The organism is Caldicellulosiruptor bescii DSM 6725, from assembly GCF_000022325.1.
In the GTDB taxonomy this organism is placed as follows: Bacteria; Bacillota; Thermoanaerobacteria; order Caldicellulosiruptorales; family Caldicellulosiruptoraceae; genus Caldicellulosiruptor; species Caldicellulosiruptor bescii.
Map to the genome: position 1 here is coordinate 2,830,659 of NC_012034.1, position 23,551 is coordinate 2,854,209.

General features: G+C 33.4%; 17 protein-coding genes, 1 pseudogene and 1 CRISPR repeat array (1 of these 19 running past the window's edge). All 18 genes and pseudogenes read right to left on the bottom strand.

Annotated features, from left to right (window positions below; translation table 11 throughout):
- Positions 1-374: a CRISPR direct-repeat array (repeat unit 30 nt; unit sequence GTTTGTAGCCTCCCCTTTGGGGATTGAAAT) (it extends 2,233 nt beyond the left edge of the window).
- A gap of 232 nt (positions 375-606) precedes the next feature.
- The 18 genes and pseudogenes from ATHE_RS13565 to cas10 all read right to left on the bottom strand — a co-directional run bounded on the left by ATHE_RS13565 (position 607) and on the right by cas10 (position 23,498).
- Positions 607-2,382: an MBL fold metallo-hydrolase gene (locus ATHE_RS13565; RefSeq protein ID WP_015908987.1), complete on the bottom strand. Its 1,776-nt coding sequence runs from the start codon at positions 2,380-2,382 to the stop codon at positions 607-609.
- A 24-nt stretch (positions 2,383-2,406) separates the two neighbouring features.
- Positions 2,407-4,065 (bottom strand): hypothetical protein, encoded by a 1,659-nt coding sequence (locus ATHE_RS13570; protein ID WP_015908988.1) that lies wholly within the window; start codon positions 4,063-4,065, stop codon positions 2,407-2,409.
- Positions 4,066-4,082: 17 nt separating this feature from the next.
- Entirely contained in the window at positions 4,083-5,771 is a 1,689-nt protein-coding gene (locus ATHE_RS13575) for an Hsp70 family protein (RefSeq protein ID WP_015908989.1), read from the bottom strand.
- A 14-nt stretch (positions 5,772-5,785) separates the two neighbouring features.
- Positions 5,786-7,015, bottom strand: coding sequence for a hypothetical protein (locus ATHE_RS13580; protein WP_015908990.1), 1,230 nt, complete (start codon positions 7,013-7,015; stop codon positions 5,786-5,788).
- A 166-nt stretch (positions 7,016-7,181) separates the two neighbouring features.
- A pseudogene (locus ATHE_RS13585) lies at positions 7,182-8,132 on the bottom strand (transposase).
- 458 nt (positions 8,133-8,590) lie between these two features.
- Entirely contained in the window at positions 8,591-9,340 is a 750-nt protein-coding gene (locus ATHE_RS13595) for a PP2C family protein-serine/threonine phosphatase (protein ID WP_015908991.1), read from the bottom strand.
- 24 nt (positions 9,341-9,364) lie between these two features.
- Positions 9,365-9,850, bottom strand: coding sequence for an FHA domain-containing protein (locus tag ATHE_RS13600; RefSeq protein ID WP_015908992.1), 486 nt, complete (start codon positions 9,848-9,850; stop codon positions 9,365-9,367).
- The gene (locus tag ATHE_RS13605; protein WP_015908993.1) at positions 9,837-10,421 is read right to left on the bottom strand and encodes a 4Fe-4S single cluster domain-containing protein; all 585 of its coding nucleotides are present in this window, start codon (positions 10,419-10,421) and stop codon (positions 9,837-9,839) included. The genes ATHE_RS13600 and ATHE_RS13605 overlap by 14 nt, the downstream gene beginning before the upstream one ends.
- A complete protein-coding gene (locus tag ATHE_RS13610; protein WP_015908994.1) occupies positions 10,402-12,228 on the bottom strand; it encodes an AAA family ATPase in 1,827 nt (608 codons plus the stop codon). Before ATHE_RS13610 ends, ATHE_RS13605 begins: the two co-directional genes overlap by 20 nt.
- 3 nt (positions 12,229-12,231) lie before the next feature.
- The gene (locus ATHE_RS13615; RefSeq protein WP_015908995.1) at positions 12,232-13,776 is read right to left on the bottom strand and encodes a hypothetical protein; all 1,545 of its coding nucleotides are present in this window, start codon (positions 13,774-13,776) and stop codon (positions 12,232-12,234) included.
- A gap of 31 nt (positions 13,777-13,807) precedes the next feature.
- Complete coding sequence (locus ATHE_RS13620; protein WP_015908996.1) at positions 13,808-15,883, bottom strand: serine/threonine-protein kinase; 2,076 nt, start codon at positions 15,881-15,883, stop codon at positions 13,808-13,810.
- A 376-nt stretch (positions 15,884-16,259) separates the two neighbouring features.
- Positions 16,260-16,739 (bottom strand): hypothetical protein, encoded by a 480-nt coding sequence (locus tag ATHE_RS13625; RefSeq protein ID WP_179121851.1) that lies wholly within the window; start codon positions 16,737-16,739, stop codon positions 16,260-16,262.
- A 163-nt stretch (positions 16,740-16,902) separates the two neighbouring features.
- A complete protein-coding gene (locus ATHE_RS13630; protein WP_015908998.1) occupies positions 16,903-17,526 on the bottom strand; it encodes a hypothetical protein in 624 nt (207 codons plus the stop codon).
- A complete protein-coding gene (gene csm5 / locus ATHE_RS13635; protein WP_015908999.1) occupies positions 17,523-18,695 on the bottom strand; it encodes a type III-A CRISPR-associated RAMP protein Csm5 in 1,173 nt (390 codons plus the stop codon). The genes ATHE_RS13630 and csm5 overlap by 4 nt, the downstream gene beginning before the upstream one ends.
- Positions 18,682-19,686, bottom strand: a complete 1,005-nt coding sequence (gene csm4 / locus ATHE_RS13640; protein ID WP_015909000.1) for a type III-A CRISPR-associated RAMP protein Csm4 — start codon at positions 19,684-19,686, stop codon at positions 18,682-18,684. Before csm4 ends, csm5 begins: the two co-directional genes overlap by 14 nt.
- Before the next feature lie 28 nt (positions 19,687-19,714).
- Positions 19,715-20,515: a type III-A CRISPR-associated RAMP protein Csm3 gene (gene csm3 / locus ATHE_RS13645; protein WP_015909001.1), complete on the bottom strand. Its 801-nt coding sequence runs from the start codon at positions 20,513-20,515 to the stop codon at positions 19,715-19,717.
- A 27-nt stretch (positions 20,516-20,542) separates the two neighbouring features.
- Positions 20,543-20,956: a type III-A CRISPR-associated protein Csm2 gene (csm2, locus tag ATHE_RS13650; RefSeq protein ID WP_015909002.1), complete on the bottom strand. Its 414-nt coding sequence runs from the start codon at positions 20,954-20,956 to the stop codon at positions 20,543-20,545.
- Between the two features lie 28 nt (positions 20,957-20,984).
- Positions 20,985-23,498, bottom strand: coding sequence for a type III-A CRISPR-associated protein Cas10/Csm1 (gene cas10, locus ATHE_RS13655; protein WP_015909003.1), 2,514 nt, complete (start codon positions 23,496-23,498; stop codon positions 20,985-20,987).
- Positions 23,499-23,551 lie beyond the last annotated feature (53 nt).

The window sequence follows — 23,551 nt, forward strand, 5'->3', positions numbered from 1 at the left end:
CAAATATAGTTTGTAGCCTCCCCTTTGGGGATTGAAACCATCGAGTAATGCGGACTGCAACTTCTCATAATCATGTTTGTAGCCTCCCCTTTGGGGATTGAAACCACACCTCACCTTCTTTTAACTGCTTTTCAATTTCCTGGTTTGTAGCCTCCCCTTTGGGGATTGAAACACATAAGTAAAAACGGTAAAACTAAGTAGAACAAAAAGGTTTGTAGCCTCCCCTTTGGGGATTGAAATAAGAGCTTGAAGATTATATAAAACAAAAAAACACAATGTTTGTAGCCTCCCCTTTGGGGATTGAAACTGACAATTAAAGCATATCAAAATGCCTCAGTAGCATAGTTTGTAGCCTCCCCGTTGGGGATTAATAAGGAGTCTGAGTGTTGGAAGTAGAAGAGAAAAGGAGACCTTCTGTTGGGGATTTAAATTGCTACCAACAGGGTGGTAATATGGTAGTGCAAGTGCATGGTTTGTATGCTTTTACTTTGGAAATTAGGGAAATAAAAGAGTTTTTGCTTTAAGAATTGAATAAAAAGAAGTGTCTTCTTTTAGAAAACTGTGTTAAGGAAAGTTTCTCACCAATTTTATAAAAAAAGGGGCTTTTCATAGCCCCTTTAATCCTTGTCCGTGAACAAGTATAATCTTTTCAGGTTCTAAAATTCTTAATGTGCGTAAAATTTCAAAGTAGTTAGAATGAGCAGAAAGAGGAATATCAAAATAGTGAACCTCAAAATTCTTTATTACCTTTATCATCTCATGAATATACTGCTGTTCTTCTATATATCCGCTTTTGATAAACCCAAATGCACTGCCGTTCAAAAGTTGAACATACTTTACTGCAATGCTGTTTGGCTGAAGCATACCAGAGCTTGCAACCACAACTTCTGCTTTTTTAATATTATTTTCAACATTATTTGAATTACCAAGACTAACATTGTAGAAGAAATTTTTCTCTCTTTTTTCTAAGTAATAAAGACTTATCTCTTTTGCCAGCCCGTCAACAATCACCTTCGGCCTTGTTCTGCAATAGGCATTTATAATTGCTAAAACTTCCTGAGCTCTGCCGATAGAAAACGCAGGTATAAAAACCTTCAGTTTTAATTTTACCAGAAAATCCACCGCATGCGCCAAACACCTTGCAGCATCCTCATACTTGATAGCAAAATCTTTTATTCCATATGTGTGTTCGCAGACAAGATAGGTTACCTTTCCTTTTTTCAAAATTTCTTGCAATGACATGCCTTCCAATATCATCTGACTGTGCAGAGAAAAATCGCCTGTGTATATGAGTCTTCTGTTGCCAAAATAAATGTCAAACCCTGCAGAACCCAAAATATGTCCGTTTGGAAACGCTGATACTTTGAATTTGCCAATCTCAAACTCTTCTGCATATTGGATAAAGTTAATTTTCTTCCCTCTCAGACATTCCCTGTTCATGATGAATATAAGATCAATTGTCTCTTTGGTGGCATAAACTGGTATTTGATGAGGCAGATACTGGACAAAACTGTAATGGTCGTAATGCGCATGAGAAATTAAAACAGCTTTTATCATATTTGTTGAATAACCTTTTTGTGCTAAAAATCCTTCTATGTCAACAATGCAAAATTCTCTTGGTTGACTTCCGCAGTCGATAACTAAAATTTCATTTTCAAATCTCAAAAAATGTATGTTATATTCAGGATATGTGAAAAAATGCATGTGCTCATCTTGATAATTAAAATACCACACCTTTTTTGAAATATCCTCTAAATTCTCAAAATAATAGATGTCATCAGAAGCATCAAGCCCCAATTTTACTTTTTCTTCATGCCTCAAATATTTTTCAGTCAAATGCTTCCTGCACTCCACAATTCCCAAATTGTAAAGACAATAACCTGCACGTGTTTTGACAAAAGCATCGTCTGTATCTTCTACTATCTTCACAATATCGTTTTTGCCACTTAAACAGAGTTTAAATGTTCCTAAATTTTCTTTTAGCTTTCTAATTTCATTCCAGATAAAACAGCTTTGCAGATTCCCAGAAACCTTATCTATCCTTCTTGAAATCTCTTTTGGAACTTTTTCAAATTCCTCAACCAAAAACAGCAAATCTGAAGCAATATTTAAATCTTCCTCATTGCATATCAGTAAATATCTCTCTATTTTTTCCCTTTCTGACTCAAAAATATGAAATGCTAAATCTGTATAGCCCATTTTAGCAAGTGAAGCAATATAAATAATCTTTTCGCTCTCTTCACCCATATCGATTAGTTTTGACGAAAAAAGAAAACAGGGAATGTAATATTCGGATTTATAAAGTTCTCTGCACAGTCTTTTTTGTTCAGCAACATCATTTCTTGCAAGAGCTTTGAAACTTTCATGTACCTCTGAAGTCATTTTATCACCTGCTTGCTATTGCTTTTATTGAGGCGGTGCAGGTTCAAAGTCATTCAGCAGTATACGTGTTGCTGCCTGTTTTATATTTGTATCAAAATCGCTTCTTTTTCGGATATAATCCAAATATTTGTATATATCAGATTTGCTAAAGTTGTTCAGCACATCTTTTGTTATCTGCAGAACAATTGCCTGCTCTTCGCTTGTAAGTTTTACAGGCTTGTCTGGATAGCCCATTTGTTCATATAAAAACTTTAGAATATCCTTGTCAACTATGTTTTTCCAGTATGGCTGTATGTTCAGCAGAGCTATTCTTCTTATATTTTTGTTGTCAGTAAGCAAAATGTTTTTCAACTTTTCTTTAATAATTTCCCTCAGCTTTGGACTTACTGTTATTACCTCTTTCAAAACGCGATGAATTGACGAAAGAGCTGATAAATCTTTGCATAAAAGCAGTTCATCGGCCATAAGTGTGCAGTATGTTTCTGAACCCTGTACTATAAAAAACGCATACTCTGCATATTTCAGGTCTTTTTCTTTTTGAGCAAGCTCCTTTACAAAGTTAAGACTGTCTGCACCTAAAAAGCCAAGCGTTAAAATTGCGTTTTTATAATCTCCCAGTTTTGCATCTTTTCTTTTCAAAACAGCATCTTCCAAATACGGAGCCAAATCTTTATCTTTTGTATATCTCAAACAATAAACCATAGAAGAAAAAGCTGAATAGTTGCTGTCAAATAGATAATTTAATATCTCTTTTTTAAAATCTTCATTCTTTTTCTGCTTAGAATAAGCAATGCAAAGCTGTTTAAAATAAGTAAAGTTTTTTTCTGACCCGTTTTTGATATTTTCAGCATGATTATTCTGGCTTTCTGCTGACTCTTCCGCTATATAATCTTTTATAACTGCCTGAATAATGCTTTTTGCAAAATTTTTAAGAAAATTGTAGTTTATTTCAAAATAATTTTTAAGTTCAATTACACCTTCTTTTCCCATGTATACGTCAAATTTTTCTTTAAAAAAGTTTGCAATTGCTCTATCTGTTGTATTATCTCTTTCAAGCGTGGTAAGCAGAAAAATCATTTGATTAATAAAATTTGTATTTTTTGAATATACAAGCATTTTTAAAAGTTCAAACTTTATATAGTTCAAATGTTTGATATCTGAAAATCTGCTGTATGCCATTTGAATAAGTTCGCTGTCAGAAATTTTGCCAATTGCTAAAAGCGCAATCTTTATCTGTGGATACCAGCTCCATCTTGATATTATGTGCTCCAAAGTTTTTACCGCCACATTTCTATCATACTTGGCAACTTCACAGATGACATCTGAAATGTCTTCATGATCCTCTACGTCATTAGAAATTATTCTATTGACAGTTTTCGATGCATACAGCATCGGCTCAATAGGACAAATTCCTTCCCTGAGCAATTTGTTGCATTGAAATATAAGTTTTCTTTTAAATTCTGAGCGAACATAACCATACTTTGGCTGGCGTAAAAGCCCAAAGATTAGTTCAAACTCCTCAACATCCTCTCTTGAAAACATCCACATAAAAAGTCTGTTTGAAACATAATTAATCTTATTTGTCCCAATAATGGCACCTTCAAAAATTTTATCATCTGGACGATAAAAAGGTTCAAAAAGATTAATATCAAGTTCTCCAAAGTCTTTTATCACCTTTTCCATCTTAAAATCACTCCTCTTTATATCTTTTGTTTTGCAGTCTTCACGTCAGAGTCAACATCAAGGTCTATTGGAGGATTCATACTGTCATTAACAATAACTCTGAGTTTTAAATATTTGTTTTCGTCTATTTCGTATTCTATGTCAATAGGAGTGCCTGGTGTAACAGGGGATCTGAAGCTGCCTATAAACGACTTTTGAATTCTCATTTTACAGTCATAAGGATCTTCCCCTGCATATATATCAATTTTTATGCCACTTGGGCTTGAAACTCTGAAAGAATTTTTAATCACACCTTTGTAAGGAACAGGCTGGTTTTTGGTAATTATCTCCCTTGGCAGCCCTTCCTCAACGTCTATCATTATAGCCTCTGCCAAAACAGTTCGGGTTACAATTTCCATTTCGGCAGAAGCTTCCTTTCTTACAGCTATGTCTAAAACAGAGGGTTTTTCTGTCTGTCTTTTTATTTCTACCTCATAGAATGAAAAAATTGACGCACCTCTTGCCACAGCTTCAATTGGATTTGGGGCTCTTATAACCTGACTTTTTGGAAAAAGTTCTTTTAATCTCTGAATTATCCTGTAATAAAAACTCATTCCTCCTGTTGCAAAAACATAATCTATTGAATTTTTATCAATTTCGTATCTTTCAAGTGTTTCAAAAATAGGATCAATTATGTTTTTGCACTTTTCAAACTCTTCAATTGTCTTTAATTTTGTTCCTGATGAATAATACAAATCTCTGGTTGCATCATTGTATTCTTTTAGTGTAATGCTAAAAAGCCAGGATTTGCCACGCCAGAACTCTGGAATGTTAATCTTGAACGATGGATTTGTCTTTTCAATTTCAGGATTTAGCATAACCTGGTTTGAAAAAAACTCTTTTGCCTTCTCGCAAAATACCATGAGTTTGTTTGCCATTTGTGTTTGCTCTTCAGATTCAATATCACCTTCTTTTATTCTGTTTTCATCAAAAAATTTGCTAAGCAAATACAGCGCAGCTGCTTTGTCAAAGTCAATTCCGCCAAGTTCGCTATACCTGCCAACAGCCTTTTCTTCAACTTTAAGACAGTTTTCACTCTGGACAACGTCCATCACAACAATATCGCACGTCCCACCCCCAAGGTCAAAAACAAGCACTCTTTTGGGAGTAGAAATATCAATTTTTCTATCCTCTTCAACAAGTTCAAACTGGTCGTTTATAAAGTCAATGAAAGCTGCTGTTGGTTCTGGAATTATTCTTATCTTTTCAGGGTCAAAACCTGCTTTTATGGCTGCATTGCGTGTATCTCTTATCTGATCTGTGTTAAACGATGCTGGGACTGTAATTGTCACCTGCTGAACAGGTTTTTCGCCCGAATTTAACTCAATTGTCCTTTTGCACATCTTCAAAATATGAGCAGCAACATCAACAGGGGTAAATTTCATATCATCTATTTCAAACATTGCAGAGGTGCCCATATATCGCTTGCTATTTGATATTGTCCTTTTTGGATGATACTGTTTCATCTGTTTTGCCTTTTTGCCCACAACAATATTTTTGTCAAAGTCCAAAAACAAAACTGAAGGCAATATTTCTTCCTGAACCGAACTGTTGTATTCATTAAGCTGTGTTATCTTCATAACATGCGGTTCAACTCCGCCTCTTGCCTTTCGCTTAGCATAGGATACAACTGTATTTGTTGTGCCAAGGTCAATGCCAATGTGCATTTTTATCATCCCCCTCAAGATATTATCTTTACAAACTTGTGTGCAATTGTTTTTTGATTCAAAGTCCATCTGGGATAGAGCACTTTCGCAACAAAAGTCTGTTTGGCAGATTGCACAGGTTTGTCGCTCCTGTATATTGAACCTATCTCTTCTTTTTTGACATTTATTTCAGAATTGTACTCTTCTTTATCCAAATGTCCTATGATATTGTACAGACTTAACACTGCAAGAAAGTTTGTAAATATTTCATGCGCCGTGCCGACGTCTGCCTGCTCAAACCCATTTGCATATATGTAAATTCTGTCCAATAAATTTCCAAACTGTGGTGAATTCAAATCGTTGAAAAGTTTTATGAGAATTTTTTCTGGCAGCTGCTGTCTATCCTGCAAAAGAGCCTCTTTTTCTCTTTGAAGTTCTGAGTTGATTGCTTTTAGTTCTTCTATCTGCTCTTGATACATATTAAGCATTAGCTCATAATTTTTAATCTTTTCTTTGAACTTTTCTAATTCACGGTTCTCTAAATTGTTTGTATTTTCTAAAGATTGTTTTATATTTTTTTCTTCTACAGATTCTAAATTTTTATTCTCTATCGCATTTCTTTTGTATACAAACAAACCTCTTTTTTCGGCTTCCTTTAATAGTTTGTTATAAATATATTCTATTTCATTTTTGTATGATGATGCCATCTCCATATATTGCTTAAAAGCTGTTTTTGATCTTGGGTCAATCATAATCAATCTTCTGTTTAATTCTCCGAAAAACTGAGGGTCTCTTTCGCCACAGATTTCATAAAGGCTTCTTTTAATATTACTAAAAACATCTTCTGTCTTTTCATTCATTTCATTTGCAAAATATCTTACTATAAAACTTCTTACAAAAGCTTCAATTATAAATCTATCCTTTTTTACATTTTCTAAGCCATCATTTACAATAAGTCTGAATGCAAAGTTCTCTGAATATATATAATCCTCTATCAGTTGAATTTTTTTAAAATCAAACTGGTACTTACCAAGCTTCTCTTTTATAAACTTTGATAAGCTGATAAATTTGCTATTTTCTTTCAAGCACTTGCTGGCACCTGCAATTGTAAGCACTTCAAGCTCAAATTGAAATTTTTCAAATTCCAGCACATTTTTAAGTTCATTTCTCAAAAACAACCTGTAATTTGGCTTTTCATAATTTCCATTTTTAGTCTCTCTTCCCTGCACAATCATATTTTTTTCTCTGCCAACATACTCGTTCATAGTTTTAAGTCCCCTTTCAAACAATTGATTTTATTTTTTAACATTTTTATATTTATATACCCAGTTCATATTTATTAGTAACTTCCACTTTTTTAATTCAATAATTTTTTATTAATGTAATAAGTTGTCTAATAAATAATTATACCATTAATGTTACTATATAGAACTACAAATTATTCCACGTATATTTAAAAGAAAATTTACAGTTTCCAATTTTTTGAGTATAGACCTCTATCAAATAAGTAATCATTATTCCCCTCTACATGCCTCTTATATGTTCTAAAACCTCTTAACCTTACTTGTTCTAAATTGTATTCTCCTTCTAATTTCCCAAATAATCTTTCAATTTTTGTCCTTTGCTTATACAACCTTTGCCCTTCTTCACTTCTTAAAAATTCCATATTTTTTATCCTCAAAATATTTTTTACATTACCGAAACCCTTACTATTTCTCTTATTTACCGCCGCTACAAACTTTATCTCAAGTTTATCTGCCACCTCAAACCACTTTACACAATCATAACCTGCATCCGCTAATATCACATCAAGCCAAATATCTTAGATCAATACAAAAGTTCTACTACTCTACTGTCATGGACATTTGCACGTGTCAACCACCATGCTATTGGTATAACCTCATCTTCAACTGTTGCTATTACATGTAATTTATACCCATTGAAAAAACCTAAACTAATACATACTCCTACTTCTGCCTCTTTGTCACCCCTCGAGCTTCTCAAAGGGGTAGAATCTATAGCACAAACTTTTGTCTGCGGTTCTATTCTTCTTGCTAAAATTCTTGCTATTTCTTCTATATATTCTTCTTCAATTACCTTTGCCCATTTCGAAAAATATGAAATGTCAAAAGCTCTTCTCTATCTCCCTATAGCTTTTTTAAATTCTTCATCTTCGTTTATCTTGTATTCTAATTCCCTGAAGCTGTTTATCTTGTTTTTGACTTTGTAAACAAAACAAGCTATTATATGGCTTAACTTAAACTTCTTTGGTCTTTTACTTCTGCTGCTTTTTATCTTTAATCCCATGGCTTTTATTACTTTCTCAACTGTCATAAGTATCTTTAATAATTTTTGTTTTTGTGTTTTAATAAAATTGGTCATTGCCATCCTCCTTTGTTATGTGGTTTTTGTCTTCTCTTCCTATAATTTTACCTCAAGGAGGATGGCTTTTTATATATCTATTTATTATCTTTTATGTTAATCTCTTTTATTCAACAACATAGTACATATTTTTTAAACGAAGTATTATTAGATTTTAAAAAAGACTTGATGAAATTGGGGTATTTAAAAATCTTACAAAAGACCAGCTTGAAAGAATTGACAAAAGTTATGTTTTGCCAGACTTCTCTGAACTGGAAAGTGACATCCTTTATAAAGTAAATTTAAAAGAGAAAGAGATTATCTTTTACATTAATTGCGTAATTGATCTTGAGTATATATTGGATTGACTTAAACCAAGTAGAAAGCATTTTTCAAGTGAAAGACATACTGAGCTTAATATTGAAGCTCAATATAGTCTCTTCTTTTTTCAACAAACTCATCTTAATCCTTCTCAAAAGTTATGATAGCAAAATAAAAGAAATATTGTCATTGAAATTTCCAAGGTGAAATCTTTTCTGAAATTCCATACAAAATTCATCAGAAGAAAAAATTTCTGGTATTTCTTTCTCAAATTTATCCCAGAATCCATCGCTGCAGATGATGAATCTATCTTCATCAATAATTTCTGTCTCATTTCTATAAATTTGGACCTCTGTACGATAATTATCTGCTATTATTGCAGAAGTTAGAGCATGCTTTTTAGAATGAGTCTTTGCCTCATCCACAGTTATGTAGCCACTTGAGATAAGATCTTCAACCACAGTATGGTCTTTTGTTAATCTAATTGCTCTTTGTCCAAGTAATCTATACACTCTGCAATCGCCTACATTGAAAACCTGAACTTTGCTGCCAACAATCAAGACTCCTGCTACTGTGCATCCCATTCCAAAACTGTTTGGATTTGTCCGCGCGTAATTTTCTAATTCATCTCTTGCAATTTTAATTGCATCTTCAACAGAAAGCTTTTTTTCAATGATATCATCTTTATAACTTTTCAAAATTTCTAAAACCATCTTTGATGCCAACTCACCTTTGGTGTGTCCTCCTATACCATCTGCAACAGCAAGAAAAATATTTTTACCATCAATATCTATACTCTCACATTTTTCCATATTTGTACTACTTATAATTTTTTCGAAAACTAACAAGGCGTCTTCGTTTGTATCTCTCGAATTTCCTTTATTTGTAAAATAAAAAACTTTAAACATATTTTCAACTCCTATCTATGTTTATTATTGTAATTCATCTACTGTAAGTTCTAAGGATAACGAAAGAGATATTCTGTCGCCCTTTTTGATTACATCTTTGCCCTTTATCTTCATTCCATTTATATAAACTCCATTTGTGCTATTTAAATCCTCAACATACCAGATACCTGCCTGTTTGAAAAATTTTGCATGTCTTCTTGAAACAGTTTTATATTCCCCCAAATATTCTTTCCCTTTTTCATGTCTGCCTACCACATCGCCACTAAAAACTTCTAACACAAAATCTTTCCCTCTCAAAATAATTTTGGAAACTTCAACCATTGTTCTATCATCGAAAGACTCTTTTTTAAAAGATTCTTTTCTTTCTATCCCTTCAGCCTTCTTAGCTTCTCTGACTGCATTGTTCTCAGTTACAGGCACATTTATTATATCTGCCATGCATTTGACGCAGATTATTTCGTCAGGAGGATTTTGCCAATTACAATTCGGACATATCTTATATCTCTCCATTTATGAACACCTCAGCATCTTTTTGGTATGGTATGCCTATTATAACTATTTTATCTTTTTGATTAATAATCTGAAGAACTCTTTCTTTTTTCTTTTTTATCCAGAGTGAATAATCATTACTCAAAGACTTATTAAAAAGGAAAAATCGCTGATTTTCTGAGCCTTTCCAAATCAATTCACTTTCAAGCCCTTTTATAAAAGGGGAATCTACTATTGCATCTATTAGTTTCAAGATATTTTTATGTTTATTCAAAAGGTATTCATATGTGTATCCAGTATAAACAAGAATGTCATCAAAAAAGTCTCTTATAGAACTTAAAAGAATCTGCAGTGGTACATGCTGGTCAAATGGCTCTCCACCACTTATTGTTAGTCTTTTGCAACCAAAACTCTTCAGGATATTAGTAACCTGTTCTATTTTAATTGCTCTGTTTTTATCAAATTCCCATGTATGCGAAGACATGCATCCTTTACATCTTATTGAACATCCCTGCAGCCAAATACCAACTCTTTTACCAGGTCCAAGTGTGTAAACAGGATAATGTATAATATTAACTAATAACTCTTCCATTAAGTTCCCACCTGTCATCTTTTTTAAGTAATTCATTAATCACCACAGTACTTTCTGCTTGAGGAAACAACTTAAACAGAAGCTCTGAGAGAGGATTTATAAATAATAGTTCAAGTTTATTGCCTATTCCTCTTCCACCCATGGACAGGTCTTTTACAATTTCTTCATATATCTTTTGCTGCACATTATCTGATATTTCAAGCTTTACCCCCTTATCTTCTTCAAGTTTTATCTTAACATTATTCAACATTTTATCCAATATTCTTTTTACATTTTCATTGCGTATAAAATCAAATACAATAATGTTTTCTCCTATACGATTCAAAATTTCAGGTCTTGCAATCTTGAATGTAAAATATTCTTTTATGGCTTCAGTCAAAATCTTCTCAATTTCATCATAACTCATTTCTGGTGAGATACGCTGTATTTTTTTGCCATCCGACGTCACTTCAAAAACACCAAGATTAGATGTAAATATTATTAGACTTTCAGAAAAGTATACAGTTTCTCCTCTGCCAGAGGTAAGTCTACCATCGTCAAGTATTTGTAAGAAAATATCAAGTATTTTGGGATGAGCTTTTTCTATCTCATCAAAGAGGATTACTGAAAAAGGATTTTGTTTTACAGCATTTGTCAATTCTCCACCAACATCATATCCCACATATCCGGGCGGCGCACCAATGAGTCTTTGGTCAGAATGTTCGTGTGAAAACTCTGACATATCAAATCGTATATAATGATGCTCACTTCCAAATATTAATTCTGTTATAGCTTTTGCAAGTTCAGTTTTCCCCACACCGGTTGGCCCTGCAAAAAACAAAACGCCTTTAGGTCTGTTTGAATATCTCGAAAATTGTGAACCCGAAAGATTGAAAAAAGCTCTTCTCAATATAGTAGCTGCTTGTTTTATAGCTTTTTCTTGCCCCATAACTCTTCTTTTTAAAAATTCCTCTGCGTTATTCAACCTGTCTTTATCTACTTTTGCCCATGGATTTTCGCTGACACCAACTTTGTATCTCCTTGTTGCTTCACCAATTTCTCTTGCACTCAGATTTTCTCTCTTTGACAAAACTACTATAGAAAGCATTTCCCTTGCAAACATGCCAGATGTCAGATTTACAAAATCTTTTATCAATTCTTCTTTTTTGCTGTCAGGTAAACTTGTCCACTCATCCATTCGCGGTAAAAGAGCCTGTGCTATCCATCTTCTTATCTCAAAATCAGGTTTTGGAATAGGAATTGTTCTTATTCTTGGATTTTCTACAGTATACCATGGCGGTAAATCATTTTCTTTTTCTACAAGGAAAATTATTGGATTAAAAGAAGGTGGATTACCTTTTTGGTTTATGTTAATAGAGAGCTTGAATGTGTGGTAAAGAAAATCTGGTAAATCTTTGCTGCAAGAAATCTCTGGCAATCTCGATGAAAAGTTAATAACAACAGCTGTCTTTTCATCTCCTGTAATAAATTTTTCTATAGTTTCATACACATCAAGCAAAGACACAACTTTATCACCAATTTTTCTTCGAGTAAGGTTTGCAAATATTCCTTCATCTCCCTTTAATAGTCTAAATCCTTCAAGAGGAACATACTCTATTACAATTTTGTAGTTGTCATATGTAGTAAGCAAATGAGCAATAAATTGAGTTATATTCATGGGTATATATTTTTCACCCTGTGGAAATGGAAATAGGTCATAAATATTCCCAAAAAGAATAAACTGAGATGTTATAGAACAAAACCTTAGAAGCTCTTTTGCAAACTTTGGTATGCCTTTGATTTTTTCAGGTATTATTTCGTTTGCCATACTTTACACACTCCTTTGTCTATGTTGTATATCATTGCTTTTAATATTTTGATGTCTTTTTGCGTATTCCATTTTTTCTTTTTTCAGGTAATAAAATCTCATTTCAGGCTCAATCCTCTGTTTGTCTTCAATCACTATCCCTTCCTGACTTAAAAGTTGTTTAATTTTATCATAGTCAGAACACCACTTTTTTGCTATAGATATATCCTTATGTTTTTCATATTCACTTAAACTCCCTTCATCTTCAACATACCTTACAAACATAATTTTTATTCCGTCATTTTCATATTTTATCCTCAAAATATAATCCTCTCCAAAAGGTGTTCTAATTTCTACTATTTCACCCTTTGATAATCTTTCCATTAATCCTTCTTCTACAACAGAATAACCTAACTCTCTTATTTTTCTAATAAACTTATCCACTGAAACCTTTCTGATTTCCTGTTCCATAATTTGCCTTTTCCTGTCAAGTAACATTTTTATAAAGTCATCAACTGCTTCTTTATGCAATATGTCCATTTGCATTAAATCATTAAATTCACTTTTCATTCCTACCTCTTCTGCAAATGTTTCGTACATTTTTAAATCATTTTTTAAAACTTCAGTTTGAATATATATTGTCCTCGCCTTTATGTAACTGAACTTGAGGTCTTCAAAAATAAGTTCTACTCTCAGTATATCATCTGTTTCTTTTGCCTCTTGTATTAACTGTTTCTTTTCTTCAGCCAACTTGAGATTTATATTTTTTAGCTTACCAAATATAGCTTCAATCTTTTCTAACATCTCTTCCTTTTTTGTAACCTTGAGGTTCTCTTCTTTAAAAATTTGTTCTACTTCAATTTGCTTTTTTACTTCAAAAGTTTTTTGCTCAAGCAATTTTTGTTTTATCTTTCTTATAATACCATGATACTCACTTGGTACTTCTTTTAAATACTTCTTTAGTATTTCAATATCTGAAGGATTATCAAATGTACACTTTTCTATAGTGTTTAGAATTTCGGCATATTGTTGCATCTTTTTGTAATATTTTATATTGCATAAATCTTTTGGGAAATTGTTCAGATACTGCTTTATAACCTTTACATTTGCATTGGGATTTTTAAATTCTTTCTCTAAATTTTCAAACAATTCTATAATTTTTTGTATCTTTTTTTTGGTCTCCAGAGCACCATCCGGTAATACATCTATAAAAGCTTTTAGTGTTTGAATATCTAAATTATCTGTCAGCTCTGTTTTAACTAAAATAATATACTCCTTCGTTTTTCGAACAATATCCTGCAGTTTTGCAATTTGCGCGTCAACCCACTGAGTATGGTTTTCACTTAATAAAATTTCCATTGTGTATTTTTCCAAAAAATCTTTCTTGCATTTCTCAAGATTTTCTATTAAATCCTCACCTAAAAAGTATGAATCAATATTTTTTAGCATGTCTTTTACATGGCCAATAGAATTATCTATTTGGTTTTTAAAAAACTCTTTATTTTCTCTGAGAGTTTCAGTCAAATTCTTATTGCCGACAAAGGTCCAACAATAAGTAAAGCTACTCATGCTATCATCCTCTTAATTTTTAAATTTATGTTTAATTATCATAACGTCTTAAAATTTTGGATAATACTGAAATAACAGATAAGACAAAATAAAAATACACTGAGTTAATTAAAATCTTGTTTGCTGTGCCATTAATGAAATATTCATAGGATGAAATGTAAGAAAAATAGAACATAATAACACAAACATACAAAATTGATAATCCTGCAATTTTAATCTTGGTAAAATGAAAATATTTTTTATATAAATAATATGATAATAATGATATAACAATCAATACAAACATATAATAATTTCTACTGTTATCAAAATATTTTTTAGCTATGACACCGTAAAAATACTTTTCTGTGGTAAAATATAATATCAACCTTGTTGCTATCAAACCCATAAGGTAAAATACAGCCACTTTATATATACCTTTTAATGTTTTTTTAATATCTCTTAAAAGCTTTTTTCTACGAACTGCTTGATGTAATTTGTAACCTTTTATTATCCAATCGACTGCTTCAGACACTGAAAATTCTGCCTTACACCATTCAACTATTTCATCTGCTATTCTTTCTAAAATCTTACTATCTTTTGCCCCTTTAAAAACCATTTCTTCAACTTCATCAATGCTGAATCCCAAATTTATAAATTTTAATGCTAATATTGGCTTTACTTTTATCGTTTTCCACCTGACAGCCTCAATCACACTAACATTATTTTTTTTCCATTCTTCGGCTTCCTCAGCACTAAATCCTTTTTCAGCCCAGTTCTTTGCTTCATTAATATCAAATCCGTATTTCTTCCATTTTTGAGCATCTATCTCTGAAAGACCATTCATAATATAATGAAAAATACCCTTTTCAACAAAATCAAATATTTTATTCTTATCTATTCCTTTTTCTAACAATTCAAGAATATCAAAAGCAGTAATGCACTTTCTTTGCCACTCGTAAGCATTTTTAGGACTGAGTCCAAGGTTGTCAAATATAGCAGATTCTTTTGGGCTAAAACCATAATTATACCATTCCAATGCAATATTGCCCTTTCTAAAACCAGCTAAGACCCATTCTTTCATGTCTTTTGCAGAAAATCCAGCTTCCCAAAAAGTTTTTGCTTCTTGCGGACTGAGATTTATTTCAATGCCTACTTTTACCCACTCAGAGTCAGAAGAAAATCCAAGTCTGTTCCATTCTTTAATATCGTATTTTTTAGTTCTTTCATCATATTCTTCATAGAATACAGGTATGTTTTTCACATTATTTAACCACTGCTTGACCTGTTCATATCCCCATCTTTTTCTGTTATTCCTCGTAAGAAGTCCTTTCAATAAAATTTTGTATCTTTCAGGAATATCTTCTGGAATTTGTACTCCCTGGGTGGCAAGAGTATTTATAATAACAGCTTCTGATAAATTAGAGAAGGGATTCTTACCTTTTAACACTTCGTATATTACTATTCCTAAATGCCACCAATCAATTTCTTTGCCAAAATAACCCGAAATTTCTTCTGGAGCCATATAAGAATATGTTCCCTTCAATGTAGTGATAACCTTAGACATCTCTTCAGACATAGCAGAAGATATCCCAAAATCAATCAGCACAAGGTCCAATGATTTTAAATCTCTTATAAGAATATTAGAGGGTTTTAAATCTCTGTGAACAATTCCCTTTTTATGCAGTGCTTCAATAGCTTCTGCAATTTCTTTTACTACAATATCAACTCTGTCTTTTACCTTTTCTAAGTTATCTTTTAAACTACCATATTGAATATACTCCATTATCTCAAAATACCTGCCGGTCTGCTCATCTTTACCCACTTCAAAAATTGTTACAACATGTTCTTTTAGTTCAAAAGAAATCTTTTTTAATCTTTCTAATACTTCAATTTTGGGAGTAATACCCTTTCTGTATAGCTTTAAAAACATCTTCTTACCATTATTTTCTATAATGTAAGCATCGCATTCTCCACCTTTGGCTGGTAATTCCTCTACTATATTGTAATTTCTAAATGTTGTCATAGTTGATTTTTCTCTTTCATTTAGAATATCTGCCTCTCTTACAGTAGCATCTTGTATATTTTCTTTATCCCACCAGCTCTCTATTACTGTTTTTTCATCCATAATTAATCCCTTCCTTGTGTTTTGTGCTTGACTACTTACATTTGGCAAACTATAGCTTTAAATAACACCTTTTCCTGTCAACAAAATTTTGTCTTCATTTTATATTAAATTATACCAATTTTATTTTTAAAATACAATTGACCATGCTGATTTATCAGTTCCAATTATCTTTTAGCTGAAGAAACAACGCGAGTTTATTTTATGATTATGCATATGGTATGTTTATTCTATAAATATATATTAACTTTGACTATAAGTCATATCTGTCATCCTCAGATGCAAAATTTTTGTTGACTGATTTATATAAGATTTAATGTATGCGGGACATGGGTTTTAATGAATTGCTGGCAGCAGCTGGATAGACGGAAACCTTTGATTAGGCTTTAAAACTTAATATTGCTGGCTTTGAGTTTGTTTTTAAGGTATGTTCTAAAATAAAAACATTGACAGTGGTGCATAATGTTGATATAATAAAATTAAACCTTTCAATCAATTTGTAGCCTGCCCTTTGGGGATTGAAATAAATATTGATGGCAAAGAAAGGAAAAAAATTGTTGTGGTTGTAGCCTGCCCTTTGGGGATTGAAATTAGCTGATGTAGTCAAACGGTTTTTTAGAGGATTTGTTTGTACCCTACCCTTTGGGAATTGAGGGAGAAGGGAGTTCGTATTATACCCTGTGGAGATTCGAAAGCAGTTTGGGCGGTGGTGGAAAATTTGCAAGGCAGGGTCTGTTGCCTTTCTACTGAGGACTGAGGTGGAGTGAAGATTTGTAGAGCCCTGCCAAAACAGTTTTATAACAAAACCCTGAACAACAATTTTAAAAACTTTTAACCCTTCGGCAAGCCTATTGAGCATTATTGATTCGCCAAGAAGAGAACTTAGCGACATCGTTTCTCACATCGTTGAACTTTTCTAATACCTATAATTTACTTTCAATGAAAAGTTTACGAAAGTCAATTTTCTGTGAAGAAAATTGTTTTGCTGCCTTTACAAACTAAATAGCAGAGTTTTGCATAATCTACCTTACACAGAACATCTGACAAAACATGTCAAGAAGCTCTGTTGAGGCAAATACTTCGTATCTACCAAAATACTCAATTCTTGAAGGAACCACATACTGTTTTTTCAAGCCATCTTTTATGACAAAGAAAAACCTCTGGTCTTCTGGATATGTTCCAAACCTTTGGTAGTATATGCTCAGAAGCTGTCTTCTTAGCATTTCTGAAAAAATCTCTGGCTGCCTGTCATATTCTAAGCAAACACCATCTTTTTGAACAAACACACCGCTGAGCAAAATTCCACTTGTCTTTGGCTGCTGGGTCCTGCATGAAATTCTCTTCAAGTAAATGCCATCAAATAAGTAATTTAAATTTTCATAAACCTTTAATACGTTCTGTGTAACAAGCTCTAAAAAAGGTGTTGCAAGGTATATTCTAAAGTCTTCGAACACCCATATGCCATCTTCAACCTCTTTTTTGTTTTTTGTTCTTATAGGTGAGATGGTAAATAGCTCAGTAGAAAAAAGACTTTTCAAAGCTTCATATACCTTAGAGTAATAAGAGGATGGCAAAAATATACCATCCTCCCTTGCCCAAAAATGAAATGTAAAGTATTTTGCCACTTTTTCATCACAGCCCATCATCTAATGGTTACTTTTATCCAGCCGGGTACTGTCCAAACCTGTCCATCCTTAAACAAAAGACGTCGTGACTTTGGAAAAATATCAGGATAGATTTTTGACTGAGTATCTACCCTTGAAAGTTTTTCAAAATGGCTCTTATTGAAAAATATTCCCACAGTTTTTGAAAGATATCCTGTTGAAAATCCTATCTGGAGCAAAAATTTATTTTTGTCAAGAGAATTTAAAATATTCAAAAGTCTTTGATACTCAGAAACAATCTGCTTTTGATTGTATTTAGAGTAAAAGGTCATTTCTTTCTGGATATAATCCTTTGCAACAGAATTTAAAATTTGGGCAACAAATTCATATGGTGAAGATGATAATCCGCTTGCCAAAAGCTTCTCCTTTAACCCTTTAACTGCAGCATTTCCTTCGATTAAATCTTTTTCAACCTTGATACTTCCATAAAGCTTTACACCAGGTTTCAATCCTTCAGCAACAATGGCAGTTGCCTGCTTTGGATCATCAATATTGCCATTTCTCGAAAACCATTTTGGCTGATTTGAACATATGTTCAAAACTTTTATTTCAAAAATCCCTGCGCTCTCTTGACCTACAAAGCTGCTGTCGCTTACCCTTAGGTATTTGAACGGCGATTCATAAGGAGTTCCAAAAATCTTCTCATCTGCATCACGGCTTACAAACTTGGGGTCAACTCTGTTTCGATTCAGAACTTTCTGATAAGCATTTGAGAGCGCACTCTCATAAAACTGCAAAAGGTTTTTCGAAAGAGCTTTTGTCATAGAAGACCTCATTGCCCCTTTTAAGGATGAACCCGGAATGTAAAACCTGCCTGCACTTTTTACAAATGCAACTACTTCTCTGTAAGGGCTTGTAACACCTTCAAGTCTAAGAGTGTACTTTACCGCCTTTTTAAAATCTATGCTATATTTTTTCAGAATATCTTTTATATTAAAATCCCTTGCACCTGACGAAAGCTCTCGAGAAAGCTCTTCAATGAAGCTATCTTTAAAAAGGTTTTGCTCAAAGAGCTTATCAAAGTTCAAAAAGTACAAGTACTCTCCTTCTCTTACAAACTCAAAACTCTGAATTTTATCCTGTCCGCCTATGATTGTGGGAGTCAGAACTTCAATCTCGTATGTTTTGCTTTCAAAACTATCTGCTGCCAAACAGCATCACCCCTTCCGGCAGAGGAAGCAAAAAGGCAAGTCCAAAACAGTATACCCTATGCTCTGTAAACTTATCAGGTGTGACATCTACCACTCTGCCATATATTTTACTGGAAAACACCGCACCCTCGCCAAACACACTGACAGTTTTTTTCTTTATCCCAAGCCCTGCTTTGGAGTAGACATATCCGCTTCGCGTCAAAATCTCATAAAACACAACGCTTTTTATCTCATCTTCATCTTTCGGATTAACTAAGGACAAACTCATGTAATATCTTGATTTATCGTTTTTAAACTGCGGTACATCATCTTTAAAATCAACTTCAAAACTTCCAAGCCCGCAGGTTCTATCGCCACCAAGCCCTTCATCGCCCAAAAGCCTTATTGCTGCTTTGATTTTATTTTCCAGCTTTTCGATGTTAATCTTAAGATAGAACCACAAACCTGATTCTTTTTCAAACTCAAAATGAGAAAAGTAATATATGTTAGAAGATGATGTTTGCCTGTCGATAGAAACTCTTGCCCTTTCTTTTATTCTGCCAAGAGAGACCCTTTCTTTATCCTTTTCAAATTCATTTTGAGGTATTAGAAAGCTTCCTGCCGGCTTGTATTTGAATGGAAAGCCTTCAAACAAATCCCTTTCTTTTACAAACTTTATTTTCTTGAGCTCCTTCTGATGTTCGGCATTTATTACTCCTTTATTCTTATACTCCTCCATGTCCATGCCAAGAGGAATGGGCACAAAATACTGAAAGTTAACATACGGCATTGTAGAGGAAACTTCAAACGGTGGTGTGCCGTTTACGAATTCACTAATCAACTTTTCAGTTTCATCTTTGCCGTAAAGTAGCGAATATGCATTTATTATGCCAGACATAAGCGTATCGGAATGCGCAAACGTTCTGGTGATGTTGTATATTTTTTCTTTTTCGCCAATGTGCACAGGTGCTTTAAATCTCATCACAACTCTGCAAATTTTGTTTTTGACCATTTCAATCACCTTTTAAAAAACAGATTTGTTAAGAAAGCTTTAGCTCATCAAGGCTTTTTGCCGTCGCTATTGGCTGAAGTTCACTTGAGTCTTTTTCATAATCGCTTGAATCTTTGTAGAATATCTCTATATCAACAAACCTCACTTTGCCATTTCCTCTTGAACCCTGCCCGCCAAGGTAATCATCTTCTAATAGCTTCATTGCTTTGATAAACTTTTCAAGGTAGTATTTCTGGTCATCTTTGCTGTCAACTTCAAATCTGTTTATGACAAACTCTGCTGAAAACTGTGCGCCTGCAGGAACTCTTTCACTCTGTCTTGGATTTGCCTTTGATGTTATTCTATCTATATTATTCTCAAATTTCACTTCTGTCCACTCAAGGTCAAGGTTCTCCTTCATCTCTTCTGTGATAGAAGTTTCTATCAGCTTTGCATCGCGAACAATGAGCCTTGTGGGAATAACTGCATCTGTAAGATCTATTTTCCCACCACTTTTTAAATCATGAGAACCATGGTTTCTGCCAAAAAGTCCGCATACAGGACAATTCAAATCATCGCACATGTGAAGGCATATCTCCGGTCTGCCTTCCCTTTTGACCGACACAACAAGCAAATTATCTCTTACCTTCCCTTCAGCAAACTCCATTAAAGCCCTCATCTTGCCTTTGAGAGATGAACCGGGAATGTAAGGCCTGCCTTTTGCATCTTTTACAACTGCATTGTCAATTCCACCTATCTCAAGGCTGTTGTTGCCCTCACCAATGTGAAGACCTGTTTGAGCTTCTATCTTGCACTTTATGATGTATTTTCCTTTCAAGATTACATCCATGGCAATAGTCTCCCCCTTTTGTGATTATTATTCTCTTCCACCAAAATACTTGTGATATGCAACAGCGCCTTCAAAAAAGTCTTTAAACCTGCTCAAAGCATCAGGGCTTTGCAAAGCCACAGGAATTGCTTTGTTAACTATCTCCTGGAAATCTTTTATTTTTGGAAACCTTCCTGCTGTGTATGCAAGCTTTGCTTTCAAAAGATTCAATTTGTATTTGTAATTTTCATCATCAGGAGAAAGTCTTTTTACCTCTGTGAACACTTTTCTAAGCTGAGTAACAGTAACACCACAATCTTTCAAAAGCTGACCTGTCTTTTCTGAAACTTCAGCCAAAACAGTACCATCTTTGTCCTTTGAAGGGTCAATCGCAGTCTGGATCTTGCTCAAAATATCATTTTTCAAGCTAACAATCGGATTTACATTCTGTTGCGCTGGCATAACAAATTCACCTCTCCGCAATTTATTTTTACCTTCTCAGCTCAAGCTCAGCCCAGCGTGCTGCCAAGTAAGAGTGTTTGTACAAAGAATTTGATTTTTTATCAATAATTTTTGGCAAAATATCTTCAAGCTCTTTTGAATACTTCTTATACCTCTCTTTCAGCCTTGCCATGAAATACACAAACCGCCACGACTTAAAAAGTTCTTCTTGAGTCTGAGTCATCTTTTTAAGATTGCAAACGGCATAGATGCCGTTTATAAGCGCTTTTGAAACGTTTTTGCTACCAATTAAATCTGCAATCACCTCTTTTAGCTTTTCCACATCCTCATAATCTTCCCAGCCAACAAAATTGCCGCCAAACGCAAAACAGTCTTTTTTTCGCCCATCTTCTCTTTGGTATTCTTTGGCTTTGTCTAAATGATCTCCACACACAATAGCAACCCTGTAAATTGGATACTTTTTATCTGGTGCTATTTCAAAGCCCATTGAAAGTGTAATGTCTGGATTGTGGCATGAAAAGCTTCTAAACTCTGTATAAATTTTGTGTGCTGTATGAGGTAGCACATCCCACTGACCAAGTATGCAAAAGTCATCCCCACCTGCATAAATAACAACAATATTGCCATTCTGCTGGCTTACAAGCTTGTTAAAATAATATCCAAAAAACAGCGAAAACTCTTCAGAAAGAGTCATGACCCTCGAAATAGAATTATCATCTCCAAGCCCTTCTTTGAAAATCCTGCCCAGATTGTCAACATCGCCACGAACAATACCCCATGTTTTGATTCCTTTTGATGAGTTTGATATCTCATCTATTGTCTTAAGATTGATTTCATCTTTAAATGGTGCATGGGTTGAAATATCCAGCGCTTCATAAAAATCAATCTCAAATTTATCGTCTGATTTTTTTCTGTTTTCAAGATTATTATTTTTTTCTAACAATTTCTCCAATCGATTTCTGTCAATAACAATTGTATTTGTCACTGGGTTTATAACCTTTTCAGAGTAGTTTGAAAATTCAATCTTTCTTCCAAAGGCTTCAAAAATATCTTCTATGTTTTTAAAATCTGAATACTCGATTTGTTCTCCCCATGATTCTTTGATAAAATCACTTTTCATAAGTTTTTCACCAAATTCGACAAAACTCTCGCAAAACGGACAAAAATCAGGGTCATCTTCTCTGGGTCTCAGCGCTCTGTGGCAGTGAGGACATTTTTGTTCATAGTCCTCGTATGGTTCAAAGAATTTCAACTTTTGATTTTCAATAACGTTTCTAAATTTCGAAATCTTTTTCCTGTAGATTTTTGACGAAACTCTATCAAAACAATTCCCAAAATTGCCTGAAAAATCATAAAGATCAACTATATCTGTCTCAAGAAGTATACTGATTGAGCCTCTGTGTGCTTTAAACAAAAGCTTGTCAATTTCTTTCTGATAATCTTCCACTTTTTCTGCAAAATATGCAGGCATCAGAAGATAAAAATGTCCACCACCGTTAAATATTAGGTTGCAAATAGGCATATTTTCTTTTTTCAGAATGAACCTTGCAACTGTATCAAGCAAAAATGAGATGTAAAACGACTTTGCCTTAAGAGCTTTCAGCGCCCCATCCATCTTTGTGTCAAAAACAAAATCTTGAATTCCAGAAATATCACCCTTAACAAGACAAAAGTACGGAAACTCTCCTTTTTTAATTGAAGAACCTCTACCGGATAAGATTTTTGTATTGATTGACTCTAAAACTCTAACTCTTTCATTTTCCTGTGAAAACTCTTTTTTAAGCTGCCTGTCAAGACAAAATGCAATAGCAGCAGTTGATTTGCTGTGCGCCCACAGTGATATGTCCGGTTTGGAATAATAAAAAGCTGATGGAATATTGTATGTGTAAATTCTGATTAAGTTGTAAATTGCTGATGCATATTCTTCTAAATCAAAATGTATTTCATTCAAGGATTTTTCAAACTTATCTTTTAGTATTAAGGCTTTTTTAGAAAAGTCTTCCCAGAGATTTTGATAGTCATTTCTTGCGTTTGAATAAAAACTGTCAGTGGGATACTTAATTTCATACCTTTTTGTTAAATTTTTGTAATAAGTTTTTCGACTACTTTTTTCATTTTGGTCAAGACATATCTGAGAAAGAATTGAAATAAGATACTTTGATTTGTCAGCAGATGTATCATCTTCTTCGATGTCTTTTCTGTCAACACTTGCTGAAATCTTGTCCGCAACGCTTATTAGATATTGACCGTATGATGACGGTTTGTGATGATAAAGAATAAGATTTGTTACATCTTTCAAAATTTCTTTTTTAAATCTTTCTGGCAATATTTGCTGCACATAATATGCCCCCCAATCCTCATGCCGAGGAGCATGCTTTCCAGCTTCTTTAAAAAATACATCGTATTCTCTCGATATTGTTATTTTAGCCTCAGAATTTTCGGTTCTCATATAAAACTTGCCAATGTCATGTAAAATAGCGCCAAGAAAAATGTTGTAATCCAAAATTTTATCTTCTGTTTGATAAGCATTGTAAAAAATCATCTTTACTGCCCACCTTCTTCTTTTATTGTGTAGTTCGACAGATCTCCACAGGC